The sequence below is a fragment of the Pseudomonas protegens genome (assembly GCF_003363755.1).
GTDB lineage: Bacteria > Pseudomonadota > Gammaproteobacteria > Pseudomonadales > Pseudomonadaceae > Aquipseudomonas > Aquipseudomonas danubii.
In genome coordinates, this window is sequence record NZ_CP031396.1 from 3,354,133 (window position 1) to 3,379,685 (window position 25,553).

At 63.0% G+C, this 25,553-nt stretch carries 26 protein-coding genes; 10 read left to right on the forward strand and 16 right to left on the reverse strand.

Annotated features, from left to right (window positions below):
* Positions 1-68 precede the first annotated feature (68 nt).
* Genes DWF74_RS15125 through DWF74_RS15145 form a run of 5 tightly spaced genes read left to right on the forward strand, consistent with a single transcriptional unit; the run spans position 69 to position 7,995 of the window.
* On the forward strand, positions 69-2,006 hold the full coding sequence (locus tag DWF74_RS15125) for a type VI secretion system Vgr family protein (RefSeq protein ID WP_115581215.1): 1,938 nt from the start codon (positions 69-71) through the stop codon (positions 2,004-2,006).
* An 18-nt stretch (positions 2,007-2,024) separates the two neighbouring features.
* Positions 2,025-2,450, forward strand: coding sequence for a DcrB-related protein (locus DWF74_RS15130; protein ID WP_060844974.1), 426 nt, complete (start codon positions 2,025-2,027; stop codon positions 2,448-2,450).
* A 9-nt stretch (positions 2,451-2,459) separates the two neighbouring features.
* Positions 2,460-6,920: an RHS repeat-associated core domain-containing protein gene (locus tag DWF74_RS15135; RefSeq protein WP_115581216.1), complete on the forward strand. Its 4,461-nt coding sequence runs from the start codon at positions 2,460-2,462 to the stop codon at positions 6,918-6,920.
* A 15-nt stretch (positions 6,921-6,935) separates the two neighbouring features.
* Positions 6,936-7,562 (forward strand): hypothetical protein, encoded by a 627-nt coding sequence (locus tag DWF74_RS15140; protein WP_115581217.1) that lies wholly within the window; start codon positions 6,936-6,938, stop codon positions 7,560-7,562.
* A 4-nt stretch (positions 7,563-7,566) separates the two neighbouring features.
* A complete protein-coding gene (locus DWF74_RS15145) occupies positions 7,567-7,995 on the forward strand; it encodes an imm11 family protein (protein ID WP_115581218.1) in 429 nt (142 codons plus the stop codon).
* Between the two features lie 18 nt (positions 7,996-8,013).
* Here DWF74_RS15145 and DWF74_RS15150 read toward each other — a convergent pair whose 3' ends face one another.
* The 8 genes from DWF74_RS15150 to DWF74_RS15185 all read right to left on the reverse strand — a co-directional run bounded on the left by DWF74_RS15150 (position 8,014) and on the right by DWF74_RS15185 (position 13,005).
* The gene (locus DWF74_RS15150) at positions 8,014-8,277 is read right to left on the reverse strand and encodes a hypothetical protein (protein WP_102862300.1); all 264 of its coding nucleotides are present in this window, start codon (positions 8,275-8,277) and stop codon (positions 8,014-8,016) included.
* Between the two features lie 8 nt (positions 8,278-8,285).
* On the reverse strand, positions 8,286-9,545 hold the full coding sequence (locus DWF74_RS30805; protein ID WP_115581219.1) for a PAAR domain-containing protein: 1,260 nt from the start codon (positions 9,543-9,545) through the stop codon (positions 8,286-8,288).
* 22 nt (positions 9,546-9,567) lie between these two features.
* Complete coding sequence (locus tag DWF74_RS15160) at positions 9,568-10,002, reverse strand: DcrB-related protein (protein ID WP_102862302.1); 435 nt, start codon at positions 10,000-10,002, stop codon at positions 9,568-9,570.
* Between the two features lie 129 nt (positions 10,003-10,131).
* Positions 10,132-10,503, reverse strand: a complete 372-nt coding sequence (locus DWF74_RS15165; protein ID WP_115581220.1) for a hypothetical protein — start codon at positions 10,501-10,503, stop codon at positions 10,132-10,134.
* Complete coding sequence (locus DWF74_RS15170; protein ID WP_102862304.1) at positions 10,491-11,015, reverse strand: hypothetical protein; 525 nt, start codon at positions 11,013-11,015, stop codon at positions 10,491-10,493. Before DWF74_RS15170 ends, DWF74_RS15165 begins: the two co-directional genes overlap by 13 nt.
* A 166-nt stretch (positions 11,016-11,181) precedes the next feature.
* Positions 11,182-11,457, reverse strand: a complete 276-nt coding sequence (locus DWF74_RS15175; protein ID WP_102862305.1) for an HU family DNA-binding protein — start codon at positions 11,455-11,457, stop codon at positions 11,182-11,184.
* A gap of 189 nt (positions 11,458-11,646) precedes the next feature.
* Positions 11,647-12,795 carry an NAD(P)/FAD-dependent oxidoreductase gene (locus tag DWF74_RS15180; RefSeq protein ID WP_102862306.1) on the reverse strand — a complete coding sequence of 383 codons (1,149 nt, stop codon included), beginning with the start codon at positions 12,793-12,795 and terminating at the stop codon, positions 11,647-11,649.
* 42 nt (positions 12,796-12,837) lie between these two features.
* A complete protein-coding gene (locus DWF74_RS15185; RefSeq protein WP_025130776.1) occupies positions 12,838-13,005 on the reverse strand; it encodes a rubredoxin in 168 nt (55 codons plus the stop codon).
* A 202-nt stretch (positions 13,006-13,207) separates the two neighbouring features.
* Between DWF74_RS15185 and DWF74_RS15190 the strand changes: the two genes are divergently transcribed.
* Complete coding sequence (locus DWF74_RS15190) at positions 13,208-13,771, forward strand: chorismate--pyruvate lyase family protein (protein WP_102862307.1); 564 nt, start codon at positions 13,208-13,210, stop codon at positions 13,769-13,771.
* Positions 13,771-14,661 carry a 4-hydroxybenzoate octaprenyltransferase gene (ubiA, locus tag DWF74_RS15195; protein ID WP_115581221.1) on the forward strand — a complete coding sequence of 297 codons (891 nt, stop codon included), beginning with the start codon at positions 13,771-13,773 and terminating at the stop codon, positions 14,659-14,661. The genes DWF74_RS15190 and ubiA overlap by 1 nt, the downstream gene beginning before the upstream one ends.
* Positions 14,662-14,768: 107 nt before the next feature.
* Here ubiA and DWF74_RS15200 read toward each other — a convergent pair whose 3' ends face one another.
* The gene (locus DWF74_RS15200) at positions 14,769-15,152 is read right to left on the reverse strand and encodes a COG4315 family predicted lipoprotein (RefSeq protein ID WP_102862309.1); all 384 of its coding nucleotides are present in this window, start codon (positions 15,150-15,152) and stop codon (positions 14,769-14,771) included.
* A gap of 151 nt (positions 15,153-15,303) precedes the next feature.
* Between DWF74_RS15200 and phoB the strand changes: the two genes are divergently transcribed.
* The 3 genes from phoB to DWF74_RS15215 all read left to right on the forward strand — a co-directional run bounded on the left by phoB (position 15,304) and on the right by DWF74_RS15215 (position 18,871).
* Positions 15,304-15,993, forward strand: a complete 690-nt coding sequence (phoB, locus tag DWF74_RS15205) for a phosphate regulon transcriptional regulator PhoB (RefSeq protein WP_003177195.1) — start codon at positions 15,304-15,306, stop codon at positions 15,991-15,993.
* Positions 15,994-16,084: 91 nt separating this feature from the next.
* Complete coding sequence (gene phoR, locus DWF74_RS15210) at positions 16,085-17,413, forward strand: phosphate regulon sensor histidine kinase PhoR (RefSeq protein ID WP_102862310.1); 1,329 nt, start codon at positions 16,085-16,087, stop codon at positions 17,411-17,413.
* A gap of 117 nt (positions 17,414-17,530) precedes the next feature.
* A complete protein-coding gene (locus tag DWF74_RS15215; RefSeq protein WP_102862311.1) occupies positions 17,531-18,871 on the forward strand; it encodes a hemolysin family protein in 1,341 nt (446 codons plus the stop codon).
* A 48-nt stretch (positions 18,872-18,919) separates the two neighbouring features.
* Here the strand turns inward: DWF74_RS15215 and DWF74_RS15220 are convergent, their stop codons facing one another.
* From DWF74_RS15220 to pstA, 7 genes are all read right to left on the reverse strand, one after another.
* Complete coding sequence (locus DWF74_RS15220) at positions 18,920-19,816, reverse strand: peptidoglycan DD-metalloendopeptidase family protein (RefSeq protein WP_115581222.1); 897 nt, start codon at positions 19,814-19,816, stop codon at positions 18,920-18,922.
* Between the two features lie 61 nt (positions 19,817-19,877).
* Entirely contained in the window at positions 19,878-20,192 is a 315-nt protein-coding gene (locus DWF74_RS15225) for a helix-turn-helix domain-containing protein (RefSeq protein WP_115581223.1), read from the reverse strand.
* Positions 20,185-20,520: a type II toxin-antitoxin system RelE/ParE family toxin gene (locus DWF74_RS15230; protein ID WP_115581224.1), complete on the reverse strand. Its 336-nt coding sequence runs from the start codon at positions 20,518-20,520 to the stop codon at positions 20,185-20,187. The genes DWF74_RS15225 and DWF74_RS15230 overlap by 8 nt, the downstream gene beginning before the upstream one ends.
* A 436-nt stretch (positions 20,521-20,956) precedes the next feature.
* Positions 20,957-21,910 (reverse strand): response regulator, encoded by a 954-nt coding sequence (locus DWF74_RS15235; RefSeq protein WP_102862315.1) that lies wholly within the window; start codon positions 21,908-21,910, stop codon positions 20,957-20,959.
* A 166-nt stretch (positions 21,911-22,076) separates the two neighbouring features.
* Positions 22,077-22,838 (reverse strand): phosphate signaling complex protein PhoU, encoded by a 762-nt coding sequence (gene phoU / locus DWF74_RS15240; protein ID WP_025130765.1) that lies wholly within the window; start codon positions 22,836-22,838, stop codon positions 22,077-22,079.
* A 113-nt stretch (positions 22,839-22,951) separates the two neighbouring features.
* Positions 22,952-23,785 carry a phosphate ABC transporter ATP-binding protein PstB gene (gene pstB / locus DWF74_RS15245; protein WP_115581225.1) on the reverse strand — a complete coding sequence of 278 codons (834 nt, stop codon included), beginning with the start codon at positions 23,783-23,785 and terminating at the stop codon, positions 22,952-22,954.
* Between the two features lie 90 nt (positions 23,786-23,875).
* On the reverse strand, positions 23,876-25,546 hold the full coding sequence (pstA, locus tag DWF74_RS15250) for a phosphate ABC transporter permease PstA (protein ID WP_102862317.1): 1,671 nt from the start codon (positions 25,544-25,546) through the stop codon (positions 23,876-23,878).
* Positions 25,547-25,553: the final 7 nt, after the last annotated feature.

A 25,553-nucleotide genomic window follows, 5' to 3' on the forward strand; every position in this document is an offset into this window, starting at 1 on the left:
CGGCAGCGGCTACAGGGAGCGCGCCGGACGCAGTGTTCAGGCACACCACGCATTCAACGAGACTGACGATGCTATTTCAGCAATCCACACGACTGGCACAGGTCAATTGCCCACTGGGACCGGACGTCCTGCTGCTCAACAGCATGGGCGGCGGCGAAGAGCTGGGGCGCTTGTTCGATTACCAGCTGCAGCTGACTTCCAGCGACGCCAACATCGACCTCAACCATCTGCTGGGCAAACCCATGGGCCTGAGCGTGCAGTTGGACGACGGCAGCCAGCGCTATTTCCACGGCATCGTGGCCCGCTGCAGCCAGAACGTCGACAGCGGCCAGTTCGCCAGTTACCAGGTGACCCTGCGCCCCTGGCTGTGGCTGCTCAGCCGCACCTCCGACTGCCGGATTTTCCAGCACCTGAGCATCCCGCAGATCATCAAGCAGGTGTTTCGCGACCTGGGCTTTTCCGATTTCGAAGACGCCCTGAGCCGTCCCTATCGGGAGTGGGAATACTGCGTGCAGTACCGCGAGACCAGCTTCGACTTCGTCAGCCGGCTGATGGAACAGGAAGGCATCTACTACTTCTTCCGCCACGAGAAGGACCGCCACGTGCTGGTGCTGGCTGACGCCTACGGCGCCCACAGCAGCGTGCCCGGCTACGCCTCGGTGCCCTACTACCCCCGGGACGAGCAACAGCGCGAGCGCGACCACATCTTCGACTGGCACCTGGCCCAGGAAGTCCAGCCCGGCTCCCTTGAGCTCAACGACTACGACTTCCAGCGCCCCAGCGCACGGATCGACGTGCGCTCGGCCATGCCGCGCCCCCACAGCGCCGGCGACTACCCGCTTTACGATTACCCCGGCACCTACGTGCAGAGCAGCGACGGCGAGCACTACGCGCAGACCCGCATCGAAGCCCTGCAAAGCCTGCACGAGCGCATCGAACTGAGCGGCAATGCCCGTGGCCTCGGGGTGGGCAACCTGTTCAACCTCACCGGCTTCAGCCGCCAGGACCAGAACCGCGAGTACCTGATCGTCGGCATCCACTACTACGTGGTCCAGGAGAGCCTGGAGACCGGCGGCAGCGGCGGCTCGGCACAGTTCGAAAGCCACCTGACCTGCATCGACGCCCAGCAGAGTTTCCGCCCCCTGGCCAAGACCCAGCGACCCATCGTCCAGGGCCCGCAGACCGCGCGGGTGGTGGGCCCGGCCGGGGAAGAGATCTGGACCGACCAATATGGCCGGGTCAAGGTGCACTTCCATTGGGACCGCCACGACCAGTCCAACGAGAACAGCTCGTGCTGGATACGCGTGTCCCAGGCCTGGGCCGGCAAGAACTGGGGCTCGATGCAGATCCCGCGCATCGGCCAGGAAGTGATCGTCAGCTTCCTCGAAGGCGACCCCGACCGCCCGATCATCACCGGCCGGGTGTACAACGCCGAGCAGACCGTGCCCTACGACCTGCCGGCCAACGCCACCCAGAGCGGGATGAAGAGTCGTTCGAGCAAGGGCGGCAGCCCGGCCAACTTCAACGAAATCCGCATGGAAGACAAAAAGGGCGCCGAGCAGCTGTACATCCATGCCGAGCGCAACCAGGACATCGTGGTCGAGGTCAACGAAAGCCACTCGGTGGGCAACAACCGCAACAAGAGCATCGGCCACGACGAGTACGTGACCATCGGCAACAAGCGCACGCGCATCGTCCAGCACGTGGATGAGCTGACGGTGGGCGAGAAGAAGCTCGACAGCATCGGCCAGAGCTACGTGATCGAGGTCGGCGAACGCCTGCGCCTGGTGTGCGGGGCCAGCATCCTGGAGCTCAATGCCAGCGGCCAGATCAACCTGTGCGGGGTCAACATCAGCGTGCATGCCTCGGCCGATGCCGAGATCAATACCGGTGGCGTGCTGCACCTGAACAACGGCGGCGGCCCGGGCACCACCACCGAGGGCCAGGGTGCGCAGGGCGCCATCAGCGCCAAGGCCAAAGCCCCCTTTTCCGCCCCCAAAGGCTAACGAACGGATGCCCATGCCATGACCTATCGCCTCAATGAATTGCAGTTCCAGCCCCCTGCCGGCGAACTGCAGGACGCCTCGATCAACATCCTCAAGTTCCCGGCCCTAGGCACTTCGCTGATCGTCAGCCGCAGCCTGCTGGGCGACGGCGAAACCCTGGAGAGCAGCCTGGCCAGCCAGTTGCAGCGGCTGGAACAGCAAGTGCAGGAACTGCGGGTCAAGGGTCCGCAGCCGGTGCTGCTGGGCCCGGCCCAGGACATTCCGGGCCTGGAGCTGCGCAGCCAGTTCAGCAAGGGCAGCGAAAAGGTGTTCCAGTTCCAGCTGGCCCTGGTGCTGCCGGGCACCCGGCAGATGCTCGCCATGAGCTACGTCAAGGCGCAGAAACTCGGCGACGCCGAAGCCGCGCATTGGGCGCAGATCAAGCACAGCCTGGTGCTGGGCTGAGACCGGGGCATGTCTGACGCGCTGTGGGCCGCCCGACTGGGCGACGGGCTGGAACACACCTCGATGATGGCCGACATCCTCGGCGGCGTGCTGGAGGTGGCGGCCAACGTCGCCATCGGCGCCCTGGCGACCATGGCGGTGGCCGCGGCGGCGGGCATCACCGTGGCCACCGGCGGCCTCGGTGCCTGCGTACTGGGGCTGGTGGTGGGCGTGGTGGTCGGCGTGGTCATGAGCAAGACCGGCGCCGACAAGGGCTTGAGCAATTTATGCGAGGGCATCGCCAATGCCCTGTTCCCGCCCTCGATCCAGGCCACCATCGCCAGCGGTTCGAAAAAGGTCCTGACCAACAACAAGCCGGCGGCCCGCGCGGCCGGTATCGCCCCGCCGTCGCATATCAACGGCGACGGCGCCGAAGAAGGCGAAGCCACCGACACCCCTTCGGCGACCCCGGAAGAAGGCCCGGGCTTTCTCGACATGGCCAAGGAATTCTTCTCGCAGATGTGGCGGCCCACCGTGGCCTCCCCGGCGCCCGGCTCGCAGACCAAGGAACTGGACCTGGTGACCTGCACCAAGCACCCGCCGATGCCCCTGCAGTACCTGGCCGAAGGCTCGGAGAAGGTCAGCATCGACGGCCAGCCGGCGGTGCGCAGCGGCGACCGCAGCACCTGCGACGCCAAGGTGGTGTCCGCCGGACCGATCTCTCCCGACGTGACCATCGGTGGCGGCTCGGTGGTGGTGCGCGAGATCCGCAGCGGCAAGACCCCGGGGGTTGGCCTGGCGGTGAGCGCGCTGATGATGCTCAAGGGCGGCAAGGGCAAGTTCCTCAGCAACCTGCCGTGCATGCTGATGGCCGGGGTCAATTCGTTTGTAGTCAGCCAGGCGACCAATGCGCTGACCCAGGCCGTCGTCGCCTCGACCCATCCGGTGCATGCCGCAACCGGGGCCAAGGTGCTCGGGGCCGACGACGATCTGGATTTCACCCTGCCAGGGCTGATGCCCATCGAATGGCAACGCTGCTACAACAGCCGCGACGAACGCCGTGACGGCCTGCTCGGGGCCGGCTGGAGCCTGCCTTACGAGGTCAGCATCCAGATCGAGCCCCATCCCGAGGGCGGCGAACGCCTGCTCTACATTGATGAGCAGGGACGCCGCATCGACATGGGTGCCATTGCCCTGGGCGGCGGAGCCTTCAGCCCCGGTGAAGGCTTGAGCGTGCGACGCAACGACAACGGGCAGTTGCTGATCGAAAGCAGCGACGGCCTCTACCGTCTGTTCGAGCCGCTGGCGGGCGACCCTTCGCGGTTGCGCCTGAGCCAGCTGGGGGACCGCAACGACAATCGCCTGCACCTGGAATACGACTCGTCCGGGCGGCTCTGGCTGCTGCGCGATACCTTTGAACAGGCGCAGCTCGAACTGGGCTACAGCACGCGCTGGCCCGGTCGGATTGCCCAGGTTGAACGGCTGTACCCCGACCAGCAACGGGAAGTGATGGTCAGCTATGACTACGATGCCGCAGGGAACCTGGCACAGGTCCGCGATAGCGAAGGGCAGGTCCAGCGGCGCTTCGCCTATGACGCCGGCCACCGGATGACCGAGCACCAGTTGGCCACCGGACTGCGCTGCTTCTACCAGTGGACACTGTTCGCCGACCAGCAGTGGCGAGTGACCCGTCACTGGACCGACGAAGGCGATAGCTATCAGTACGACTATGATCTGGAGGCCGGAATCACCCAGGTCACCGACAGCCTGCAACGCCTCAGCCGCCGTCGCTGGAACAGCCAGTTGCAGATCGTCGAGTACACCGACAACCTCAACCAGACATGGGCCTTCGAGTGGAACGACGAACGCCAACTGCTCAGCGCCACCGACCCCTTGGGAGGGCGCTATGCCTATAGCTACGACGAAACCGGCAACCTGATCGCCGAGACCGATCCTCTGGGACACAGCCACTCGACCTTGTGGCTGGAGCACTGGTCGCTGCCACAGACCCTGACCGACCCTGCCGGCAAAAGCTGGCACTTGCGCTACGACCCCCGAGGCAATTGCATCGCCGAAACAGACCCGTTAGGCCAGGTGACTCAGTACCGCCACGACGCACACGGGCAGGTGGTGGAGATCATCGATGCCGCAGGAAGAAGCCGGAAGATGCGCTGGAACTCGTCCGGACAACTGCTTGAACACCTGGATTGCTCGGGCTATCCGACCCGCTTCGAATACGATCGACGTGGCAACGTGAAAGCCATCATCGATGCCCTTGGCGAGTACACCCGGTTCCATTACGACGGCCAGGGACGGTTGCTGAGCAGCCAACTGGCCGATGGCCGCGCCGAGCATTTTCAACGCAGCAGCAACGGCCAACTGCAGGGCTACACCGACCCGTCCGGCTACACCACGCTCTACCAGTACAACCGGCGCGGGCAGATACGCCAGCGCACCGACGCCCACGGCCGGCAGGTCCGGTTCGACTATGACGCGTTCGGACGGCTGCTGGCACTCACCAACGAAAACGGCGAAAGCTATCGCTTTGCCTGGGATGCCGGCAACCGTCTGAGCGAACAGCAGGACCTCGACGGCAGTGCCAAGCGCTATGGCTATGACCCACTGAACAACGTCGTCGAACTCCAGGCCCATGCCGCGCCTTATGGCACCGGACTGAGCGCCGTGCCCGCGCAACCAGTCGCGCCGATCATCCACAGGTTCGAGCGCGATGCCGTGGGGCGGCTGCTGGCCAAGATCACGGACGATGGGCGCAGCCAATACACCTACGATCCCTTGAACCAACTGACCGCCGCCAGCTTTACCGACAACCTCGGCAACCAGCAGGCACTGAGTTTCAGCTACGACGCCCTGGGCCAATTACTCGAAGAACACACAGCGGCCGGCAGCCTGAAACACCGATACGACGAACTGGGCAATCTGACTCAGACCCAGCTACCGGACGCGCGCTGGCTCAATCGGCTCTATTACGGCAGCGGCCATCTGCACCAGATCAATCTCGATGGCCAGGTAATCAGCGATTTTCAACGTGATCGCCTGCACCGTGAAGTGCTGCGCACCCAGGGTCAGATCAGCACCCACAGCGAATACGACCGTTGTGGCCGCCTGCGCGCACGCCTGCGGCATTCCAGCCTGCTGGCAAACACCTTGCCGACAGCCCCGGAACGGCACCTCGAGTACGACGACAGCGATAACCTGGTGGGCCTGGCCGAGCGGCATGTCAACGGGCAATATCGGCAACTGTTCCATTACGACGCGACCGGGCGAATCATCGCCAGCCAGGACGGCCTGCAGGGCCAGAAGGAAACCTTCGCCTACGACGCCGCCGCCAATTTGCTTGACGGCCCGAAAGCAGGCGCCGGGCTGGTGGTGCACAACAAGTTGCTGACCTACCAGGACAAGCGCTACCGCTACGATGCCTTTGGGCGAATGATTGAAAAACGCAGTGGTCGGCGAGGCGTGCAACGGTTTGCCTACGATGCCGAACACCGCTTGATCGAAGTGCGCAATCAGACCGCCAGCGGCGAAACCCTGGTCAGGATGCGTTACGACGTCCTGGGTCGACGCATCAGCAAGCGTGAGTACGACAGCCAGGGCAACCTTCTGGGTGAAACCCGATTCATCTGGGATGGCCTGCGGCTGCTGCAGGAACAGCGCAATCAACAGACCAGCCTCTATGTCTATGAAGACCTGGGCCACGCGCCCCTGGCGCGGGTCGATGGCCTCGGCGCGCAGCAGAAGATCCGCTACTACCACAACGACCTGAATGGCCTGCCTCACCAGCTGTGCGAGCCTGACGGCCACAGCGTCTGGCAGGCCCGCTATCAGGTCTGGGGCAACACCCTCGAAGAAATACGCGAGCCCTACTACATCGAGGAACAGAATCTCAGGTTCCAGGGCCAGTACCTGGACCGCGAGACCGGGCTGCACTTCAACACGTTCCGTTTCTACGACCCGGATATCGGGCGCTTCACCACGCCGGACCCCATCGGCCTGGCCGGAGGCTTGAACCTTTATCACTATGCTCCCAACCCCATCGGCTGGATCGACCCGCTGGGCTGGATCTGCAAATCGGCCTACAGCGGCAGAAGGGGCACCACAAAGGCCAAGGCCGACCTCGAGAGGAACGGTTTCACGGTGGTAGGGGAAGAATTGACCATGAAGGTCAAGCATCCTGTCACCCAGAAGTCCTACCGCATCAGGGCAGATATCATCGCCAAGGACAAAGCCGGCAACTACCACGTGTTCGAAGTCAAAAATGGCAGCGGCAAACTGACCAAGAACCAACAGGGATCGGGGATGTTCGACATGAGCAATCCGGCCAATACCAACGGTGGCCTGGGCGGCGGCCTGATCAAGCCGTCGGGCGCCACCCAAGGCCAGTTCGAAGTTGCGACCAAAAGCGGCAAAGGCACACCGTTCGGTGGAAATGGCGCACAGCATCCGGCCAACTTCTGGCTTCTTCGCTATTGAACGAGTAATCGAGAAATGAAAGCAGACACCAAGGAATTGCGCAGCAACTTCGAAAAGGCACTCCAGCTTTTCTTGAAGAGCGAGCTCTCGGCTTATCCCGGAGTCAAAGTCACCCGGAACAAAGTGGTGATTGCACATAAAGAATCGGGCGCCGTGGCGACCTTGCATTTCGAGTACCTGGCCAACACCCGCGCCTACGAAATCATCATCTTTGTCGAACACCCGGCCCTGCAGGCGGAGATCGAGCGGATAAGCCCGCCCTACCCGTCCAACCTGGCCAATCCGAAATTGCTCTACTGCATGTCGACGGTCAGCGAAAAAGACGGCTGTCCACTGCTGCCCGTGACCGAACAAGGCATTGAAAATACCTGCCAGGTGATTCTGCGCCGGCTCCAGGATGTTCACCTGCCTATCCTGTACAACCTCCTCAATGTCAGCCCCGCACTGGTGAACGATGTCATCGAGAGGCCAAAGTATTACGCCTATCCGGTCCCGCTGATTGTTATCGCCTTGAATACCAACGCAATCCAACCGGACGACGCAACGCTAGCGAAGATTCTGAGCGAGCAGACCCTGGGCTACACCAACAACCAGGAACTGAAAGAGTCGTTCAACAAGCAACTCCTGGCGGCGCTGAGCTGAGCGCTTGCTGGAGCATGATTGCCTGTGGCTGCTGGGGGGCATTCCCCTGGTGTCGGCGCGCCTGGCGGACTTTCTCCACCAGCAGGTGCCGGCCGATGTCGAGCTGATCCAGCCCTTGCGCCTGGTGGCCGACCACCAGGAGGTCAGCCAGCCGTACTACATCGTCAACGCCATCCAGGCCGTCAAGGCCATCGACCACACGTGCTCCGAAGCGGAACGGACGGACGACGGCACCCTTCTCTACTTCAACAAGACCTGGTTCCTCGACAGCGTCGCCGGGATGGAGCAGATCGCCAGGGAACCGGATTCGGGGGACCTGCTGATCTCGGGCGCCCTGGCCGATGGCCTGATCGACACAGGCTTCAAGGGCGATAAAGGCCTGGGCCTCTACCGGGCCGAAGGTCGCTTCATGCCATACCGCAACCAGGCCTGATGCCAAGGCGAAGCCGGGTCAGATCGCGGTACCGCGATTCTTCCCCGGCTGGATGATCAGCAACTGATCCAGCTCGCGCTTCCTGGCGCGGGCGACAAATTCCAGCGCGGCTTGCAGGTCGTTCTGGAACAGCTCAAAGGTCGCCTGGTCGATGGCGTAGTACTCCTCGTAATCGACCATGCCGTTGCTGACCGGAAAGGAGACGTAGTGCTGGCCGGAGACTTCTTCGATGCCCATCGAGAACATCTCTTCACGGCTGACAAACAGATCGTTGAATTTCATTTCGGTCCTTAGAAGGTGAGGATTTTCCAGTCCAGGTCACTGGTCTTGAGGCCGCCGGCGTCGATCACTGCCTCGCTGGTGCCCTCGGGCAGCTTACCACCGGGGATCCAGCTCTCGTTGGCGCCGGCCTCGTTGCCTGAGGGAATGCGCAGGTTCATGTCCCGGGGCTTCGGCAGGTCGACACGCACCAGCTCGCCACCGGATTCGAAAAAGTTCTTCGGCAGGCCCAGGGCGTCTTCCAGCGCCCGGGGATTGCCCTTGGTGCGGGCCAGCAACTGGTCGATTTCGTGCCTGGGGGCGATAAACGAGGTGCCGTCCTTCTGGCCGATGCCGTACTTGTCCAGGTTGCCCTTGCTCATCAGGCGCGAGGCGCCCTTGTCGAACTGCGCCAGGTGCTTGGAGATAAACTGGGGCGTCAGGTATTCCGAAGGGTCCGGGCGCGAGCCCTTGGGAATCGCCAGGATATCCGCCTCGCTGAAGCCGGGCTTGAACTGAGGCGGCTTGATGCCCTTGGCCATCTTCGGCCCCAGGCCCAGCAAGGCCATGCCGGCAACGCCTTGCAGCAAGTCACGATAGCCGGGGCCCAGGCGATCGCCCAGGTCACCCAGCAGGGACATCCCGGCGAACATCACCCCACCAATGGCCAGGGCCCCGAAAAATGCCGCCGCTCCGGCGCAGGCCGCCAATACCAGGGCCCCGCCGGCCGCCAACAGCCCCAATGCCTCCAGCCCAGTGTGCATCCAGCCTTCGATATCCAGGACGAAGGCCACCTGCACCGTGGGCCCGCCAATGAAGGTGTTTTCACTGCCGGTCTTGATGTGGGCGCCGCAAACCATCTTGCTTTGCAGGCGCGCGGCGGGCTTGCCGTTGATGGTGACCTTGACGCTGCCCTCGGCGATCAGCACCGGGAACGGCCAGATCGGATGATTCAGCGGCAGGCCACTGCACGAGGACGAGTGATCCTGGCCCGCGCGCATGGCTTTGCGCAGGTTGATGCGGACATTGAAGCTGCCCTCCACCAGCACCCCCGTGCTGGGTTCGGGCAGGTTGAAGATCGTGCTCAGGCCCTTGGCGATCTGGAACATCGACAAACCGCCGGCCGCAACCGACCCGGCGATGATGGCGATCGCCACGCCACCGGTGGCCACGGTCGCCGCCACCACCGCGGCGCCAATCAGGGCACCGACAACGGCCCCCGCCACCATCGCCGCCACGCCAAAACCGTGGGCGATCTCATCCCCCAGGCGCGCTGCTGCCAACATATCCATGGTGCGCTACTCAGCGAAGGGATCAGGCCCGCGAAGGCTGAGGCTTGAGGCTCTGCATGGCCTGTTTCCAGGCCGGCTCGTGGTGCACCAGGTCTTGCGGCGTGGTGGTCAAGGTGGTGATCAGCACCGCCGGCTTACGCTCGATGAACACCTGGCGCAGCATCAGCTCGCGACCTTCGCGTTTCCAGCTGTAGTCCAGCAGGACCGAGGCGTGGCCGTGCATGTCGAACTCCCAGCGCTTGATCAGGGTGAAGCCCGGCAGTTGCTGCTCGGCACCGCTCAGCTGCCGGGCCACGTAATCGGCGAATGAAGCGTCGCCCTGGCTCGGGTCGCGGCTGATGACGAAGCTGGCTTCCTGGGCGCCGCCCACAGCCGGCAGCTTGAAGATATTGATGCTCTGGTCCTGCCAGGCGTCAGGGATGTCGAGGTCGGCTTCTTGAATGCGGTAAGAGGACAAGAGGTTCGCGTTCCATGCTGAGGGGGTCGGACAGCGGCGGATTTTCAAGCAATGACCGGCAACAATCAAGGAACCCGTCGGCAACTTTGAACAAACCGATCCAGCCCGGCAAAGGCACCCGGATCAGGCTCAGCGTGCTTTCAGACAGGAGGCGTAAGCCTGGGCAAAGCGCCGGTCGAACTTGAGGGCCTGGGGCTCTTCGGGATCGATGCTGACATTCCACAGCGCTTGCTGCGGCACGTCGTAGCGAACCCAGCCGATGACCCCGCTGCCGGAGGTTTCGTAGAACAGCTGCAGGCTCAGTTCATTGCCATCATCGCGGTCGATCAGCAGCTTGAGCCGCTCTGGAGTGGCGAAGTCGCGGTAGGGAAAATCACTGCTCCTGACCATTTCGGTGAGGTAGCCGTAGCAGCCTTGACCCGGATTGGCCTCATCGGCCAGGGCCGGCAGGGTGCAAGCGCTGAGCAGCAGGCTCAGGCCCACCCGGCTCAAGTACCGCACGATTGCCCCTTGAGGGTCAGGGTTTGGATCTGATCGTTCATCTCGATCTTTGCCAGCACCTGGCGGTCGTGGGATTCCTGGTACTCGCTGAAGTTGTTGCGCTTGAGGATGTTCAGGGTGACGCGGATATGGGCGCCGGCATTCTGGTACTCGCTGCGCTCGGGGCCCTGGGCGGCGCCGGTGAGTTCCACCAGTTGCCCGCCGGTCTTGAGGTAGAGAAAGCGCTCATCCACTTCCACCAGCAAACGCGGCGCCTTGGGCGCCACGCTGTAGTCCTCGCGGGCCAGGGAATAGCCGCAGAGCCAGACGCCGGCGCTGTCGTATTTCTGACTGTGGAACCAGTTGAGGGCCTCGCGATAGCCGATCTGGGCCAGTCGCGAGTCGCTGCCGGCAAAGGCCGATGACAGGCCAAGGGAGAGGATGCAGCCCAGTAGCATGGCGGCGATATCGGGGCGCCCCAGGTAGCGCAACGCGGCCACCCGTGCCGGGGGTTTGTCAGTGGAACGGGTCATCCTTGGCCTTAGATCACGTGTCGGACAATCGCGCATCCTAGCCACGCCACCGCGGCTTCGCAAGCTGATGCGCAAGCAATCAGCGGGCAAAAAAAATAGGCACCCGATGCGCTCGGCGTGCCTATTTTCCCCTGCAAGCTCCCGCTGCCGGGAGCTCGCTCAATGCTTATGGGTTGACGCTGTCTTTCAGCGCCTTGCCCGGTTTGAATGCCACGGTGTTGCTGGCCTTGATCTTCACCGGCTCGCCGGTTTGCGGGTTCTTGCCGGTGCGGGCGCCACGGTGGCGTTGCAGGAAGGTGCCAAAACCAACCAGGGTGACGCTGTCTTTGCGGTGCAGAGCCCCGGTGATCTCTTCAAGGATGGCGTTGAGCACGCGATTGGCCTGCTCTTTGGTCAGGTCCGCTTTTTCAGCAATGGCTGCGGCGAGTTCTGGTTTACGCATAGTGTGAAGCCTCTTTGACGGTTTTTTGTTGTTATGTCCGTGCTGTTCACGGGAACAGCGCCCAAGGCGCCGCAGGCTCTACGCTGCGGCAGACGGGAGTGAGGATGGCACGCGCTTGAGAGTGGCGCCAGTCTTGCCACGACCTTTGTAGGTGCAAAAACCCGGTTATTCCGACAGAACGACCGGTATTTAAGCCAGCAGGGCCGGGAGTTCCTTGTTCAGGGCCAGTTTCTCCATCACCGCCGCCCCGGTCAGGGCGTAACCCAGCAGCTGGCCGCTAGCGTCACGGCACAGCACCTTGATGTCGGCCCCTTGCCCTTCAGCGGTCCAGACACCTTCGGCGCCCCGTGGCGGTGGCGACACCACCAGCGGGCAGACCGGGGTCTTCACGGTGATCGGCATCGGCCCGTAGCTGACTGCGGTGGGCTTGCCGGCCAGGGTTTGCGCCAGGGCCCGGGCGCAGCTCATCAACGGCATCACGTACAGCAGGTTGAGGCCGTCGACCTCGGCGCAATCGCCCAGGGCATAGATATTGGCGTGGGAGGTTTTCAGCTCGCGGTCCACCACCACGCCGCGATTGACCACCAACCCGGCAGCCGCGGCCAGATCAATGCGCGGGCGCAGGCCAATGGCCGAGACCACCAGATCGCAGGCGATCACCTGGCCATCGGACAGATGGGCTTCCAGGCCGTCGGCGCAGCGTTGCAGGCGGTTGAGCACCGGTCCCAGGTGGAAGCGCGCGCCCAGGCTTTCCAGTCCGGCCTGGACCGCCGCCGCGGCAGCCGGGTGCAGCAGGGTCGGCATCACCTGTTCGCACGGGGCCACCAGGTCCACGCTGTAGCCGCCAAGGATCAGGTCGTTGGCAAACTCGCAGCCGATCAGCCCGGCCCCCAGCAACAGCACCCGCCGCTTGCCCGCCGCCGCGGCGCGAAAGCGTGCGTAGTCTTCCAGGTCGTTGATGGGAAAAATCAGTTCGGATGCGTCGCCCTGCACCGGCACCCGTACGGTTTCCGCGCCCCAGGCCAGGATCAGATCCCGGTAGGCCACCGCCTCCTCACCAATCCACAAACGCTTGTGGCCCGGGTCGATACCGCTGATGCGGGTGTGGGTGCGAACCTCGGCCTTGAGCTGCTCGGCCATGGCGCCGGGCTCGGCCATGCTCAGGCCGTCGGCGTCCTTGTTCTTGCCAAAACCGGTCGACAGCATCGGCTTGGAGTAGGAACGGCCGTCATCGGCAGTGATCAGCAACAACGGCGTTTGGCCGTCGAGCTTGCGAAATTCCCGGGCCAGGTTGTAACCCGCCAGACCTGTTCCCACGATCACCACCGGTGCGCTCATTCCCTGCTCCTTGTTATTGGTCGTTCAATCCACAGAATTCGATCAGGCGATCTCGATCATTTCGAAATCCATCTTGCCCACGCCGCAGTCAGGGCAGAGCCAGTCTTCAGGCACATCTTCCCAACGGGTACCCGGCAAAATACCGTCGTCCGGCCAGCCTTCCGCTTCGTTATAAATCAGGCCGCAGACCACACATTGCCACTTTTTCATTGATGCATTTCCTCGGGAGTTCAGGCTCGGTCGATGGATCGACTCTAAAGGCCACGCTGATCAGCGTCCGGCACTGGGGTTTTTTACTGATCACTACCGGCAGATGCAAGCACGTTCGTGCTGCCAGGCGTCCTGGATCAATCAAAACCGGCGGTTGCCATGCTAAGCTCGCCGCCTCATTTGCTGCCAATACTGACCCACTGTGCCGCACTCAATGCCCCCCGCACCGGCCCCGACCTGGCTGGTGCAAAGCCGTCTGTCCCCCTTCCCCGGCTCAGCCGTTGCCAACTGGCTGTTCGATGAAGGGTCGCTGACCCGGCGCCTGACCCGACTCTCCCGCGACGGCTTCAGCGTCACGCCGCTGGTGGAGGAATGGCAAACCCTGCGCAACGACGAGTGCGTGGCCCTGGGCCTGCCCGAACAGAGTGAAGGCTGGGTTCGCGAGGTGTACCTGCGGGGCCACGGCGAAGCCTGGGTGTTCGCCCGCAGCGTGGCCGCCCGCAGCGCCTTGCAGCAAGGCGGCTTGAACATCGACGAACTGGGCAGCCGCTCCCTCGGGGAACTGCTGTTCTGCGATGAAGCCTTTACCCGCCAGCCCATCGAAGTCTGCCGCTATCCGCAAGCCTGGCTGCCCACCGCTGTGGCCACCGAAGGGCTCTGGGGCCGGCGTTCGCGTTTCGATCGCGGCCCCTTGAGCCTGCTGGTCGCCGAGGTCTTCCTGCCCAGCCTGTGGCGCGCCATCGAAGCCCAACCGGAGGCCTGCTGATGTACCTGAGCCTGCTCAAATCCCTCAATCGCCTGCATCCACGGGCCTGGGACTTCCTGCAACTGACCCGCATGGACAAGCCCATCGGCATCTACCTGCTGCTGTGGCCGACCCTGGTGGCCCTGTGGATCGCCGCCGAGGGCCAGCCCTCCCTGAGCCATGTGCTGATTTTTACCTTCGGCGTGATCCTGACCCGAGCCGGCGGCTGCGCCATCAACGACTTCGCCGACCGCAAGGTCGACGGCCAGGTCAAGCGCACCGACCAACGGCCCCTGGCCACCGGCAAGGTCAGCGCCAAGGAAGCCCTGGCACTGTTCGCGCTCCTCATGGGCGCAGCCTTCCTGCTGGTGTTGTGCACCAACGCCAGCACGGTCTGGCTGTCGTTCGGCGCCCTGGCCCTGGCGGCCTGCTACCCCTTCATGAAGCGCTACACCTATTACCCACAGGTGGTCCTGGGCGCAGCCTATTCCTGGGGCATTCTGATGACCTTCACCGCGCAGAACAGCGAACTGCCAGCCAGTGCGTGGCTGCTGTACATCGCCAATCTGCTGTGGACCGTGGGCTACGACACCTACTACGCCATGACCGACCGCGACGACGACCTGAAGATCGGGGTCAAGTCCACGGCGATCCTGTTCGGCGATGCCGACCGGGTGATCATCCTGACCCTGCAGGGCTTGTCCCTGGGCTGCCTGCTGCTGGCCGGCGCACGCTTCCATCTGGGGGGCTGGTTCCACCTGGGGCTGCTGGTGGCGGCGGCGTGTTTTGCATGGGAGTTCTGGTACACCCGAGATCGCGATCGGATGAAATGCTTCAAGGCCTTCCTGCACAACCACTGGGCCGGCATGGCGATCTTTATCGGCGTGGTCCTGGATTACGCGTTGCGCTAGAGCGTCAAGCAAGGCCCTGCGGGCCTTTTCGCAGCTTCGCCATGGCTCAGCAGCGGCTACAGAGATCGGTGTAGCCGCTGCCGCAGGCTGCGAACGACCCGAAAAGGTCAGTCGGACTTGGCGACCTTCCAGGCGCCGTCCATCTTGCCGTCACCGGTCATGTCGCCGGCCTTCTTGTCCATCACGAAGCTGTACAGCGGCTTGCCGTCATAAGCCCATTGCATCTTGCCGTCGTCACGCTTGATCACCGTCCACTTGCCCATGTCCTTGTCGCTGCCCTCGGCCATCAGCGGCGGCCAGTTGGCGGCGCATTTGTCGTTGCACATGGACTTGCCACCGGTGTCCTTGGCAAAGGTGTAGAGGGTCATGCCCTGGAGATTGACCAGCACGCCGTCCTTGCTCATCGCCGGGTCGGCGGCCAGGGCAAATGTCGGCAAGGCCAGGACAGCGCCTACCAGCAGGACTTTCAACGATTGCTTGAACAGAGTCATGGAAACCTTCTTTTGTGGTTGTCAGGAATCGGACCCAAAGCGTAGTCGACGAAGCTGCACCGCGCCTCGCGACCTGAAATACTGTCACACGACTGCAATAATTCCGTTATCTAATGCGGCGCAAGACAGTTAAATGACAAGAGGTTCCAGCATGGTTGGCAGAAGCATTCTGATCGTTGACGACGAAGCGCCGATTCGCGAAATGATCGCCGTTGCGTTGGAAATGGCCGGCTATGACTGCATGGAGGCAGAGAACTCTCAGCAGGCCCATGCCATTATCGTCGACCGCAAGCCGGACCTGATCCTGCTGGACTGGATGCTCCCCGGCACCTCCGGCATCGAGCTGGCCCGACGCCTCAAGCGCGACGAGCTGACCGGGGACATCCCGATCATCATGCTCACCGCCAAGGGTGAAGAGGACAACAAGATCCAGGGCCTGGAGGTCGGCGCCGACGACTACATCACCAAGCCGTTTTCGCCCCGTGAGCTGGTGGCCCGCCTCAAGGCCGTGCTGCGCCGCGCCGGCCCTACCGATGGCGAAGCGCCGATCGAAGTCGGCGGCCTGCTGCTGGACCCCATCAGCCACCGGGTGACCATCGACGGCAAGCCGGCAGAAATGGGCCCCACCGAATACCGCCTGCTGCAATTCTTCATGACCCACCAGGAGCGTGCCTACACCCGCGGCCAGCTGCTGGATCAGGTCTGGGGCGGCAATGTGTATGTCGAGGAACGCACCGTAGACGTGCACATCCGCCGCTTGCGCAAAGCCCTGGGTGACGCCTACGAGAATCTGGTACAAACCGTGCGCGGCACCGGCTATCGTTTTTCCACCAAGGCCTGACAACAGCGGCAAGCAACAAGCGGCGCGCCGATGAGTGACCGCTTCAACACTTGCAGCTCGGAGCTGCTTCACCCCCACGGACGTGTTTCAAGTGAATCAAAACTGGCATGGCACCCTGATTCGCCACCTGCTGCTGTTGATCACCGGCTGCCTGCTGGTGGGCCTGATCAGTGGTTACTACGGCTGGAGCCTGGCCGCCGGCTTAGGGCTCTACCTGGCCTGGACCCTCAAGCAGCTGCTGCGCCTGCACGAATGGCTGCGCCTGCATCAACCCGACGAAGCACCGCCCGACGGCTATGGCCTGTGGGGTGAGGTGTTCGACAGCATCTATCACCTGCAACGCCGCGACCAACGGGTGCGCGGGCGCCTGCAGGCGGTGATCGACCGGGTCCAGGAGTCCACCGCGGCCCTGAAAGACGCGGTGATCATGCTCGACAGCGACGGCAACCTGGAATGGTGGAACCGCGCCGCCGAAACCCTGCTGGGCCTCAAGACGCCCCAGGACAGCGGTCAGCCGGTGACCAACCTGGTGCGCCATCCGCGCTTCAAGGAATACTTCGAGCAAGACAACTACGCCGAACCGCTGGAGATCCCCTCCCCGGCCAACGACCGGGTGCGCATCCAGCTGTACATCACCCGCTACGGCAACAATGAGCACCTGATGCTGGTGCGCGACGTGACCCGCATCCACCAGCTGGAACAGATGCGCAAGGACTTCATCGCCAACGTGTCCCACGAACTGCGTACCCCGTTGACGGTGATCTGCGGCTATCTGGAGACCCTGCTGGACAACGTCGAGGAAGTGAATCCGCGCTGGAGCCGTGCCCTGCAACAGATGCAGCAGCAAGGCGGGCGCATGCAGACCCTGCTCAACGACCTGCTATTGCTGGCCAAGCTGGAAGCCACCGACTATCCCTCGGACAACCAGCCGGTGCCCATCGATGGGCTGCTGCAATCGATCAAGAGCGATGCCCAGGCCCTGTCCGGGGAGCGCAACCAGCGCATCACCCTGGAAGCCGACGCCTCGGTACAGCTCAAGGGCAGCGAGGCGGAACTGCGCAGCGCCTTCTCCAACCTGGTGTTCAACGCGGTGAAATACACCCCGGCCGAAGGCAATATCCGCATCCGCTGGTGGGGCGACGACCAAGGCGCGCACCTGAGCGTGCAAGACTCCGGGATCGGCATCGACAGCAAGCACCTGCCGCGCCTCACCGAACGCTTCTACCGCGTGGATTCGAGCCGCAACTCCAATACCGGCGGCACGGGCCTGGGCCTGGCCATCGTCAAGCACGTGCTGCTGCGTCATCGCGCACGCCTGGAAATCAGCAGCGTACTGGGCCACGGCAGTACCTTTACCTGCCATTTCGCCCCGGCCCAGGTTAAAAAAGCCGCAGCTGGCAGCCTTACCGAACAGCGCTGACCGTGGTTTGCCCCTAGGCAATCGCCCCGTCAGCCGCTACATTGCGTCACTTGTGCCTGCCATTCAGGTACCGCCTTTCCTTCTTCTTCGAATACACGGAACCCGCAAAACTCCATCATGGACCCTTCCCCTGGTTTCACCCTCGCGTCTCTGTTCGCCGACTTCGGCATGATTCTTTTTGCTCTGATCCTGGTCCTGCTCAACGGCTTTTTCGTTGCCGCAGAGTTCGCCATGGTCAAGCTGCGCTCGACTCGAGTCGAAGCCATCGCCCACAAGAACGGCTGGCGCGGGCAGATCCTGCGTACCGTGCACAGCCAGCTGGACGCCTACCTGTCGGCCTGCCAGCTGGGCATCACCCTGGCCTCCCTGGGCCTGGGCTGGGTCGGTGAGCCGGCGTTCGCCCACCTGCTGGAGCCGCTGTTGGGCGCCGTAGGCGTGAACTCCCCGGAAGTGATCCGCGGCGTTTCGTTCTTCACCGCGTTCTTCATCATTTCCTACCTGCACATCGTGGTCGGCGAGCTGGCGCCCAAATCCTGGGCGATCCGCAAACCCGAGCTGCTGTCGCTGTGGACGGCGGTACCGCTGTACCTGTTCTACTGGCTGATGTACCCGGCCATCTACCTGCTCAATGCCAGCGCCAACACCATCCTGCGCATTGCCGGCCAGGGCGAGCCCGGCCCGCACCACGAGCATCACTACAGCCGTGAAGAACTCAAGCTGATCCTGCACTCCAGCCGCGGCCAGGACCCCAGCGACCAGGGCATGCGCGTACTGGCCTCGGCCGTGGAAATGGGCGAACTGGAAGTGGTGGACTGGGCCAACTCCCGAGAGGACCTGGTCAGCGTCGAATTCAACGCGCCGCTCAAGGAAATCCTTGCCCTGTTCCGTCGCCACAAGTTCAGCCGCTATCCGGTCTACGACAGCGAGCGCAACGAGTTCGTCGGCCTGCTGCACATCAAGGACCTGCTGCTGGAACTGGCGGCCCTGGACCATATTCCCGAGTCGTTCAACCTGGCCGAGCTGACTCGCCCGCTGGAGCGCGTGTCGCGGCACATGCCGCTGTCACAGTTGCTGGAGCAGTTCCGCAAGGGCGGTTCGCACTTCGCCCTGGTGGAAGAAGCCGACGGCAAGGTGATTGGCTACCTGACCATGGAAGACGTGCTGGAAGTACTGGTGGGCGACATCCAGGACGAACACCGCAAGACCGAGCGCGGCATCCTCGCCTATCAGCCAGGCAAGCTGCTGGTGCGCGGTGACACGCCACTGTTCAAGGTCGAGCGCCTGCTGGGCATCGACCTGGACCATATCGAAGCCGAAACCCTCGCCGGCCTGGTGTACGAAACCCTGAAACGGGTGCCGGAAGAGGAAGAAGTGCTGGAAGTCGAAGGCCTGCGCATCATCATCAAGAAGATGAAGGGACCGAAGATCATCCTGGCCAAGGTGTTGATGCTGGATTGACGGGCCCTTTGGCCCGTTCGCCGGCACGCCGGCGCCTACAGCAGCAGGTCATTTCTTGCCCAAGGCAAAATTCGGCAGGTCCCCCAGCGGCTGGTTGAACTGATAGGGAATCGACACCAGCCCCAGCCCGGTATTGCGCTGCACCACAAAATGCAGGTGCGGCCCGCTGCTGTTGCCGGTATTGCCCGACAACCCCAACGGGCTGCCCACCGCCACCCGCTGCCCTTCGCGCACAGTCACCGAACCTTGCTTGAGGTGCAGGTACACGCCCATGGTGCCGTCGTCGTGCAGCACCCGGACGAAGTTGCCCGCCGGGTTGTCGCCCCGCCCGTTCTGCGCATTCTCGGTCTTGACCACCACCCCGCCCCTGGCGGCGATGATCGGCGTGCCCACGGGCATGGCGATGTCCATGGCATAACGGCTCCTGGGACCGAAATGGCTGTATTGGCCATTGGCGCCCTGGGTCAGGCGAAACGGCCCGCCGCGCCAGGGCAGCGGGTAGCGATAGGCCTGGGTGGCGCCTGCCGGGTCCCCCAGGGAATAACGGAACCTGGGGACATAGCTCAAGGGCTGATCGGCGCGAATCGCCGTGAGCAGCGCCAGGCGCTGCCTGCTGCGGGCCGGCAGTACCTGTCGGATCGGGCCTCCGGGCGCTCCACTGACGTTGTGCAAACCGGCAAAGCCCAACTCGATCTCCACCGGCGCGTAGAGGTCGTTGCGCACATACACCGCGTCCCCGTCCTTGTGCTTCTGGATATCCAGGCGCACCTGGCGCTCCAGGTGTTCCTCCATGCGATCGCGGAACACGAACGCCTGGGCTCCCGGCGAAGGCCGGTCGCTGTAGGACACCACGCCATCGGCGTCGACGGATTTGTAGACGGTCATCGCCGCCAGCGAGGTGGCCAGCAGGGACAGTCCGCACAACAGCAGCAGGCGCACAAGCATTGGGCAGCCTCTTGGCAGGTTATGCAGGCACGCTAACAGCCGGATATGGAGCTTGTGTGAATCAGGCCGGGGCCAGAGGGTGCGTGCCCGACGCATCGAAATGGATATCCACGCCCAGTTGCGCGGCCTCCGACAGGTTGACCAGGGCATCGAGGGAGAACTTGTTGATCTTGCCGCTGAGTACGTCATTGAGACGTGGCTGGGAGATATTGAGGTGCTTGGCCGCCTCCTTCTGCGAGAGGCCCCAGGCTTGTACGGTCTTGCCCAGCTCAAGCATCAGCTTGGCCCGCAGGCGCATGTTGGCGGCTTCCTGGGGAGTGGCCTCAAGGGCATCCCAGACACTGGTGAACCGCTGAGTAACCGGTGAATCAGTCATGGCGTGAACCTGCTTCCTGATATCTGGCGCGAGCCAGTTCGATCTCCCGCGCTTCGGTCTTGCGGGTGGTCTTGCGCACCGCATGCAGCAAATAGATGGTTGCCGGCCGCTTGACCACATAGAACACCCGAAACGCCCCTGAATCCTCATGGACCCTGATCTCGAAAACGCTCGGACCGATGGTCTTCACCGACCTGCAATCGTAGGGCTGTTCACCCTGCTGCAGCAGATCCAACTGCAAACCGGCGGCCCGACGGGCATCTTCAGGGAACGCCCGGAGATCTCGCAGCGCGCTCCCGACAAACACCACATCCTTGTGCCTGGGCATCGAACCTCTCCTGTTAATGACCAGGAACAAGGCTAATCAACACGGCCAGGACCGGCCGCGCCGGGTTGTTTCAAGGCATGGCCACAAGCGCTGAAAGCGCACTTAGCGCTACGCGCAATCTATATCCAAACAGATATAAATCAAGGACAAAAAGATCAATCGGACGTACGGCAGAAAGTATCGAGGGGTACGGCGAAAGCCTTGCGGCTTGAGGGTTACGGCCTATGTTGCGAGTGGTTCGCTCGATAGCGGGATGGTGCAGCAGGCCGTCTCAGCGCAAGGCAAAAGTCCGCAACGGGAAAAGTGTTTTCCGCAGATTTCCGCAGCTTTGATCCTCGTAGGAGCCGGCTTGCCGGCGAAGAGACCCGCAAGCCTTGTGTTGCTCTTGTGGACGCTTTCGCTGGCAAGCCAGCTCCTACAAAGCGGACTGGGAGGATCAGGCGCCGGGAACGAAATGCTTCTGCGCGGTGCCGCGGGCGATCAGGCGCGAGATGTAATCGAGCTTCTGCGCGTCCTGGTCGACGAAACGGAAGGTCAGTTGCAGCCAATCGCTGTCCGGCTTGGGCTCCAACGCCACCACCGCATGCAGGTAGCCGTTGAGCCGCGCCACTTCAGCGTTGTCGCCCTGCTCCAGGTCCAGCACCGCGCTCTCCAGCACTTGAGGCAGGCTGTCGGTACGCTTCACCACCAGCAACGCTTCCTTGATGCTCAGGGCCTTGATCACGCACGGCTGATTGCCGCTGGACAACCGCAGCTGGCCCTGGCCACGACCGCCACTGGCCGCTGCTGCGGGCGTCGGCGCCTTGACCGGAGGGCTGTTGAGCAAACCACGCGCCGGCGCTGCGGCTGCCGAGGCCGGCGCAGGGGCGGCCGGCTTGGCAAACGGATTGACCGGGGCCGAAGCCGCCCCCACCACCGCCGGCTTGCCGCCGGTCAGGGCGCTCAGGGAGTCATTGCCGAAGGCCGAGTTCATCTTGGTCGGCGCGCTGTTCATCAAGGTGTCGAGCTTGCCGACCTTGTTCAGCGCCTGCTTGACCTTGGTCAGCAGCTGTTCATTGGTGAAAGGCTTGCTCACATAGCCGGAAACCCCGGCCTGGATCGCCTGCACCACGTTTTCCTTGTCGCCACGGCTGGTGACCATGACGAACGGCATGGTTTTCAGCGCCTCTTGCTCACGACACCAGGTCAGCAGCTCAAGGCCGGACATTTCCGGCATTTCCCAATCGCACAGGACCAGGTCGAAGGCTTCGCGGGCGAGCATCGCCTGGGCCTTCTTGCCGTTGATCGCGTCTTCGATCTTGATGCCAGGGAAGTAGTTGCGCAGGCACTTCTTCACCAGGTCACGAATGAACGAAGCGTCATCCACCACCAACACACTTACCTTACTCATCGACCACCCCTTTAAAAATCCCGGCAAGCATAACGCTGGCTGATGGCACTTTGCCAAAACTCTTCAGTCACGCCGGGACTTTTCGTTCGCGGGTGCTGCTTTTCAAATTCGAGGAGCACAAACAAAAACGCCCGGCCAAAGGGCCGGGCGCTCTTCTCGGGCACTCTTACTTATCGTCAGCTTGATCCGGAACATTAGCGGATTCGCCACTTGTGCCTTCAACTTCTTCCTTCATGCGCTTGAGCCCCAAATGGCGCACGTCGGTGCCACGCACCAGATAAATCACCAGCTCGGAAATGTTGCGCGCGTGATCGCCGATCCGCTCCAGCGAACGCAGCACCCAGATAATGCTCAGAACCCGCGAGATAGAGCGCGGGTCTTCCATCATGTAGGTGGCCAGCTCGCGCAGTGCGGTCTTGTATTCACGGTCGATGATCTTGTCGTACTGAGCCACGGAAAGTGCCAGGTCGGCATCGAAGCGGGCAAAAGCGTCCAGGGCATCGCGCACCATGTTGCGCACCTGGTCGCCGATGTGCCGCACCTCCACGTAGCCACGAGGAGCTTCGCCCTCTTCGCACAACTGGATGGCCCGACGGGCGATCTTGGTGGCTTCGTCGCCGATGCGCTCCAGGTCGATCACCGACTTGGAGATGCTGATGATCAGGCGCAGGTCGGAAGCCGCCGGCTGGCGACGGGCGAGGATGCGCAGGCATTCCTCGTCGATATTGCGCTCCATCTGATTGATCTGATCGTCAATCTCGCGCACCTGCTGGGCCAACCCGGAGTCGGCTTCGATCAGCGCGGTGACCGCGTCATTGACTTGCTTCTCCACCAGCCCGCCCATGGCCAGCAGGTGGCTGCGCACCTCTTCCAGCTCGGCATTGAACTGCGCGGAGATGTGGTGGGTGAGGCCTTCCTTCGAAATCATGGTTCTGCTCCACAAAAGCTGTAAGCCGCAAGCTACAAGCTGCCAGTTGATAGGTTTCGTCGCGTTGAACTGCTGTTACTTGCCGCTTGAAGCGTGCGGCTTGCAGCTGCTTTCTAGCCGTAACGCCCGGTGATGTAGTCTTCGGTCTGCTTCTTCACCGGATTGGTGAACAGCGTATCGGTATCGCCGAATTCCACCAGTTTGCCCATGTACATGAACGCGGTGTAGTCGGAAACCCGCGCCGCCTGCTGCATGTTGTGGGTCACGATGACGATGGTGAACTTGGATTTGAGCTCGTAGATCAGTTCTTCGACCTTCAGGGTCGAGATCGGGTCCAGGGCCGAGCAGGGTTCGTCCAGCAGCAACACTTCCGGTTCCACGGCGATGGTCCGGGCAATCACCAGACGCTGTTGCTGGCCGCCGGACAGGCCCAGGGCCGATTCGTGCAGGCGGTCCTTGACCTCATCCCACAGCGCCGCGCCCTTGAGCGCCCACTCTACGGCTTCGTCGAGCACACGCTTTTTGTTGATGCCCTGGATACGCAGGCCGTAGACCACGTTTTCGTAGATGGTCTTGGGGAACGGGTTGGGCTTCTGGAACACCATGCCGACCCGACGACGCAGCTCGGCCACGTCTTCGCCCTTGCGGTAGATGTTGTTGCCGTAAAGGTTGATCGCGCCTTCTACACGGCAGCCGTCCACCAGGTCGTTCATGCGGTTGAAGGTCCGCAGCAAGGTCGACTTGCCGCAACCGGACGGGCCGATGAAAGCGGTCACACGCTGCTTGGGGATGTTCATGCTGACATCGAACAGTGCCTGTTTCTCGCCGTAGAACAGGCTCAGGCCGGGCACTTCGATGGCCACTGTCTCTTGTTCCAGGCTCAGGCTCTGCTTGTCGCGGCCCAGGGCGGACATGTTGATGCCGTGAGTATGTGCTTCGTGTTGCATGGGATGCTCCCTGTGCTACCAATTCGTTTGTCGTGAACCGCAGGCGTCTGGCCTGCGGTGACATCATTCTGTTCTGTAGAAGCCAGCCGATTAGCTGTCCAGCGCCTTGTACTTCTCGCGCAGGTGGTTGCGAATCCATACGGCCGACAGGTTGAGCACGGCGATCACCAGCACCAGCAGCAGCGCGGTGGCGTACACCAGCGGCCGCGCCGCCTCGACGTTGGGGCTCTGGAAGCCGACGTCATAGATGTGGAAGCCCAGGTGCATGATCTTCTGGTCCAGGTGCAGGTACGGGTAGTTGCCGTCCACTGGCAGCGACGGCGCCAGTTTCACCACACCCACCAGCATCAGCGGCGCCACTTCACCGGCGGCACGGGCCACCGCGAGGATCATGCCGGTCATCATCGCCGGGCTGGCCATCGGCAGGACGATCTTCCACAAGGTCTCGGCCTTGGTCGCGCCCAGGGCCAGGGAACCTTCACGCACGGTGCGGGGAATCCGCGCCAGGCCTTCCTCGGTGGCCACGATCACCACCGGCACTGCCAGCAGCGCCAGGGTCAGGGAGGCCCAGAGCAGGCCCGGGGTGCCGAAGGTCGGCGCCGGCAAAGCTTCGGGGAAGAACAGCCGGTCCACGGAACCGCCCAGCACGTAGACGAAGAAGCCCAGGCCGAATACGCCGTAGACGATGGCCGGAACCCCTGCCAGGTTGTTCACCGCGATGCGGATCACCCGGGTCAGGGTGTTCTGCTTGGCATATTCACGCAGGTAGACCGCCGCCAGTACGCCGAACGGGGTGACGATCATGGCCATGATCAGGGTCATCATCACGGTGCCGAAAATCGCCGGGAAGATCCCGCCTTCGGTGTTGGCTTCACGGGGGTCGTCGCTGAGGAATTCCCAGATCTTGCTGAAGTAGAAACCGATCTTGGTGAAGGTGCCCATGGCATTCGGCTGGTAGGCGTGCACCACCTTGCCCAGGCTGATCTCCAGCTCTTTGCCGTTGGCATCGCGGGCGGTCAGGCTGTCGCGATTGAACTGGGCGTGCAGGTCATTGAGCCGGGCTTCGATGTCCTGGTAACGGGCATTGAGTTCGGCCCGCTCGGCGTCCATGTCGGCTTGAGCGGCGGGGCTCATCCGGCCCTCCAGCTCCAGCTTGCGACCGTGCAGGCGAAGGCGCTCCAGACCGGCGTTGATCGCGCCGATGTCGGACTTCTCCAGGCTCTTGAGCTGGGCCGCCAGTTGGTTCACGCGGTTGATCCGTGCTTGCAGCTCAGGCCAGGCGGCCTCGCCTTCGGCGACCACCTTGCCGCTTTCCTTGACGTTGACCAGGTAGCCGTAGAAGTTGCCCCACTCACGGCGCTCGATGGCCATCAGCTCCTTGGGGTAGCTCTGGTTGGTCAGCCACTCACCGACGATCCAGGTGAAGTCGTTGCCGTTCAGGTCACGGTTGCCGACCTTGATCAGCTCCCGGGTCATGAACTCCGGGCCCTGGTCGGGCACCGGCAAACCGGCACTCTTCAGGCGCGCCCGGGGCACTTCTTCCTTCTGCACCACTTCACCGATGACCAGGTGGTTGGCCTGGCCCGGCACGTCATAGCTGGCGTGCACCAGGTCGGCCGGCCAGAAGTGGCCGAGGCCGCGCACGGCGATCACCGCCAGCAGGCCGATGGTCATGATGACCGCGATGGACACCGCGCCACCGCTGATCCAGACGCCCGGGGCGCCGCTCTTGAACCAGTCTTTTAGGGAGTTCTGTTTCACAGACTTC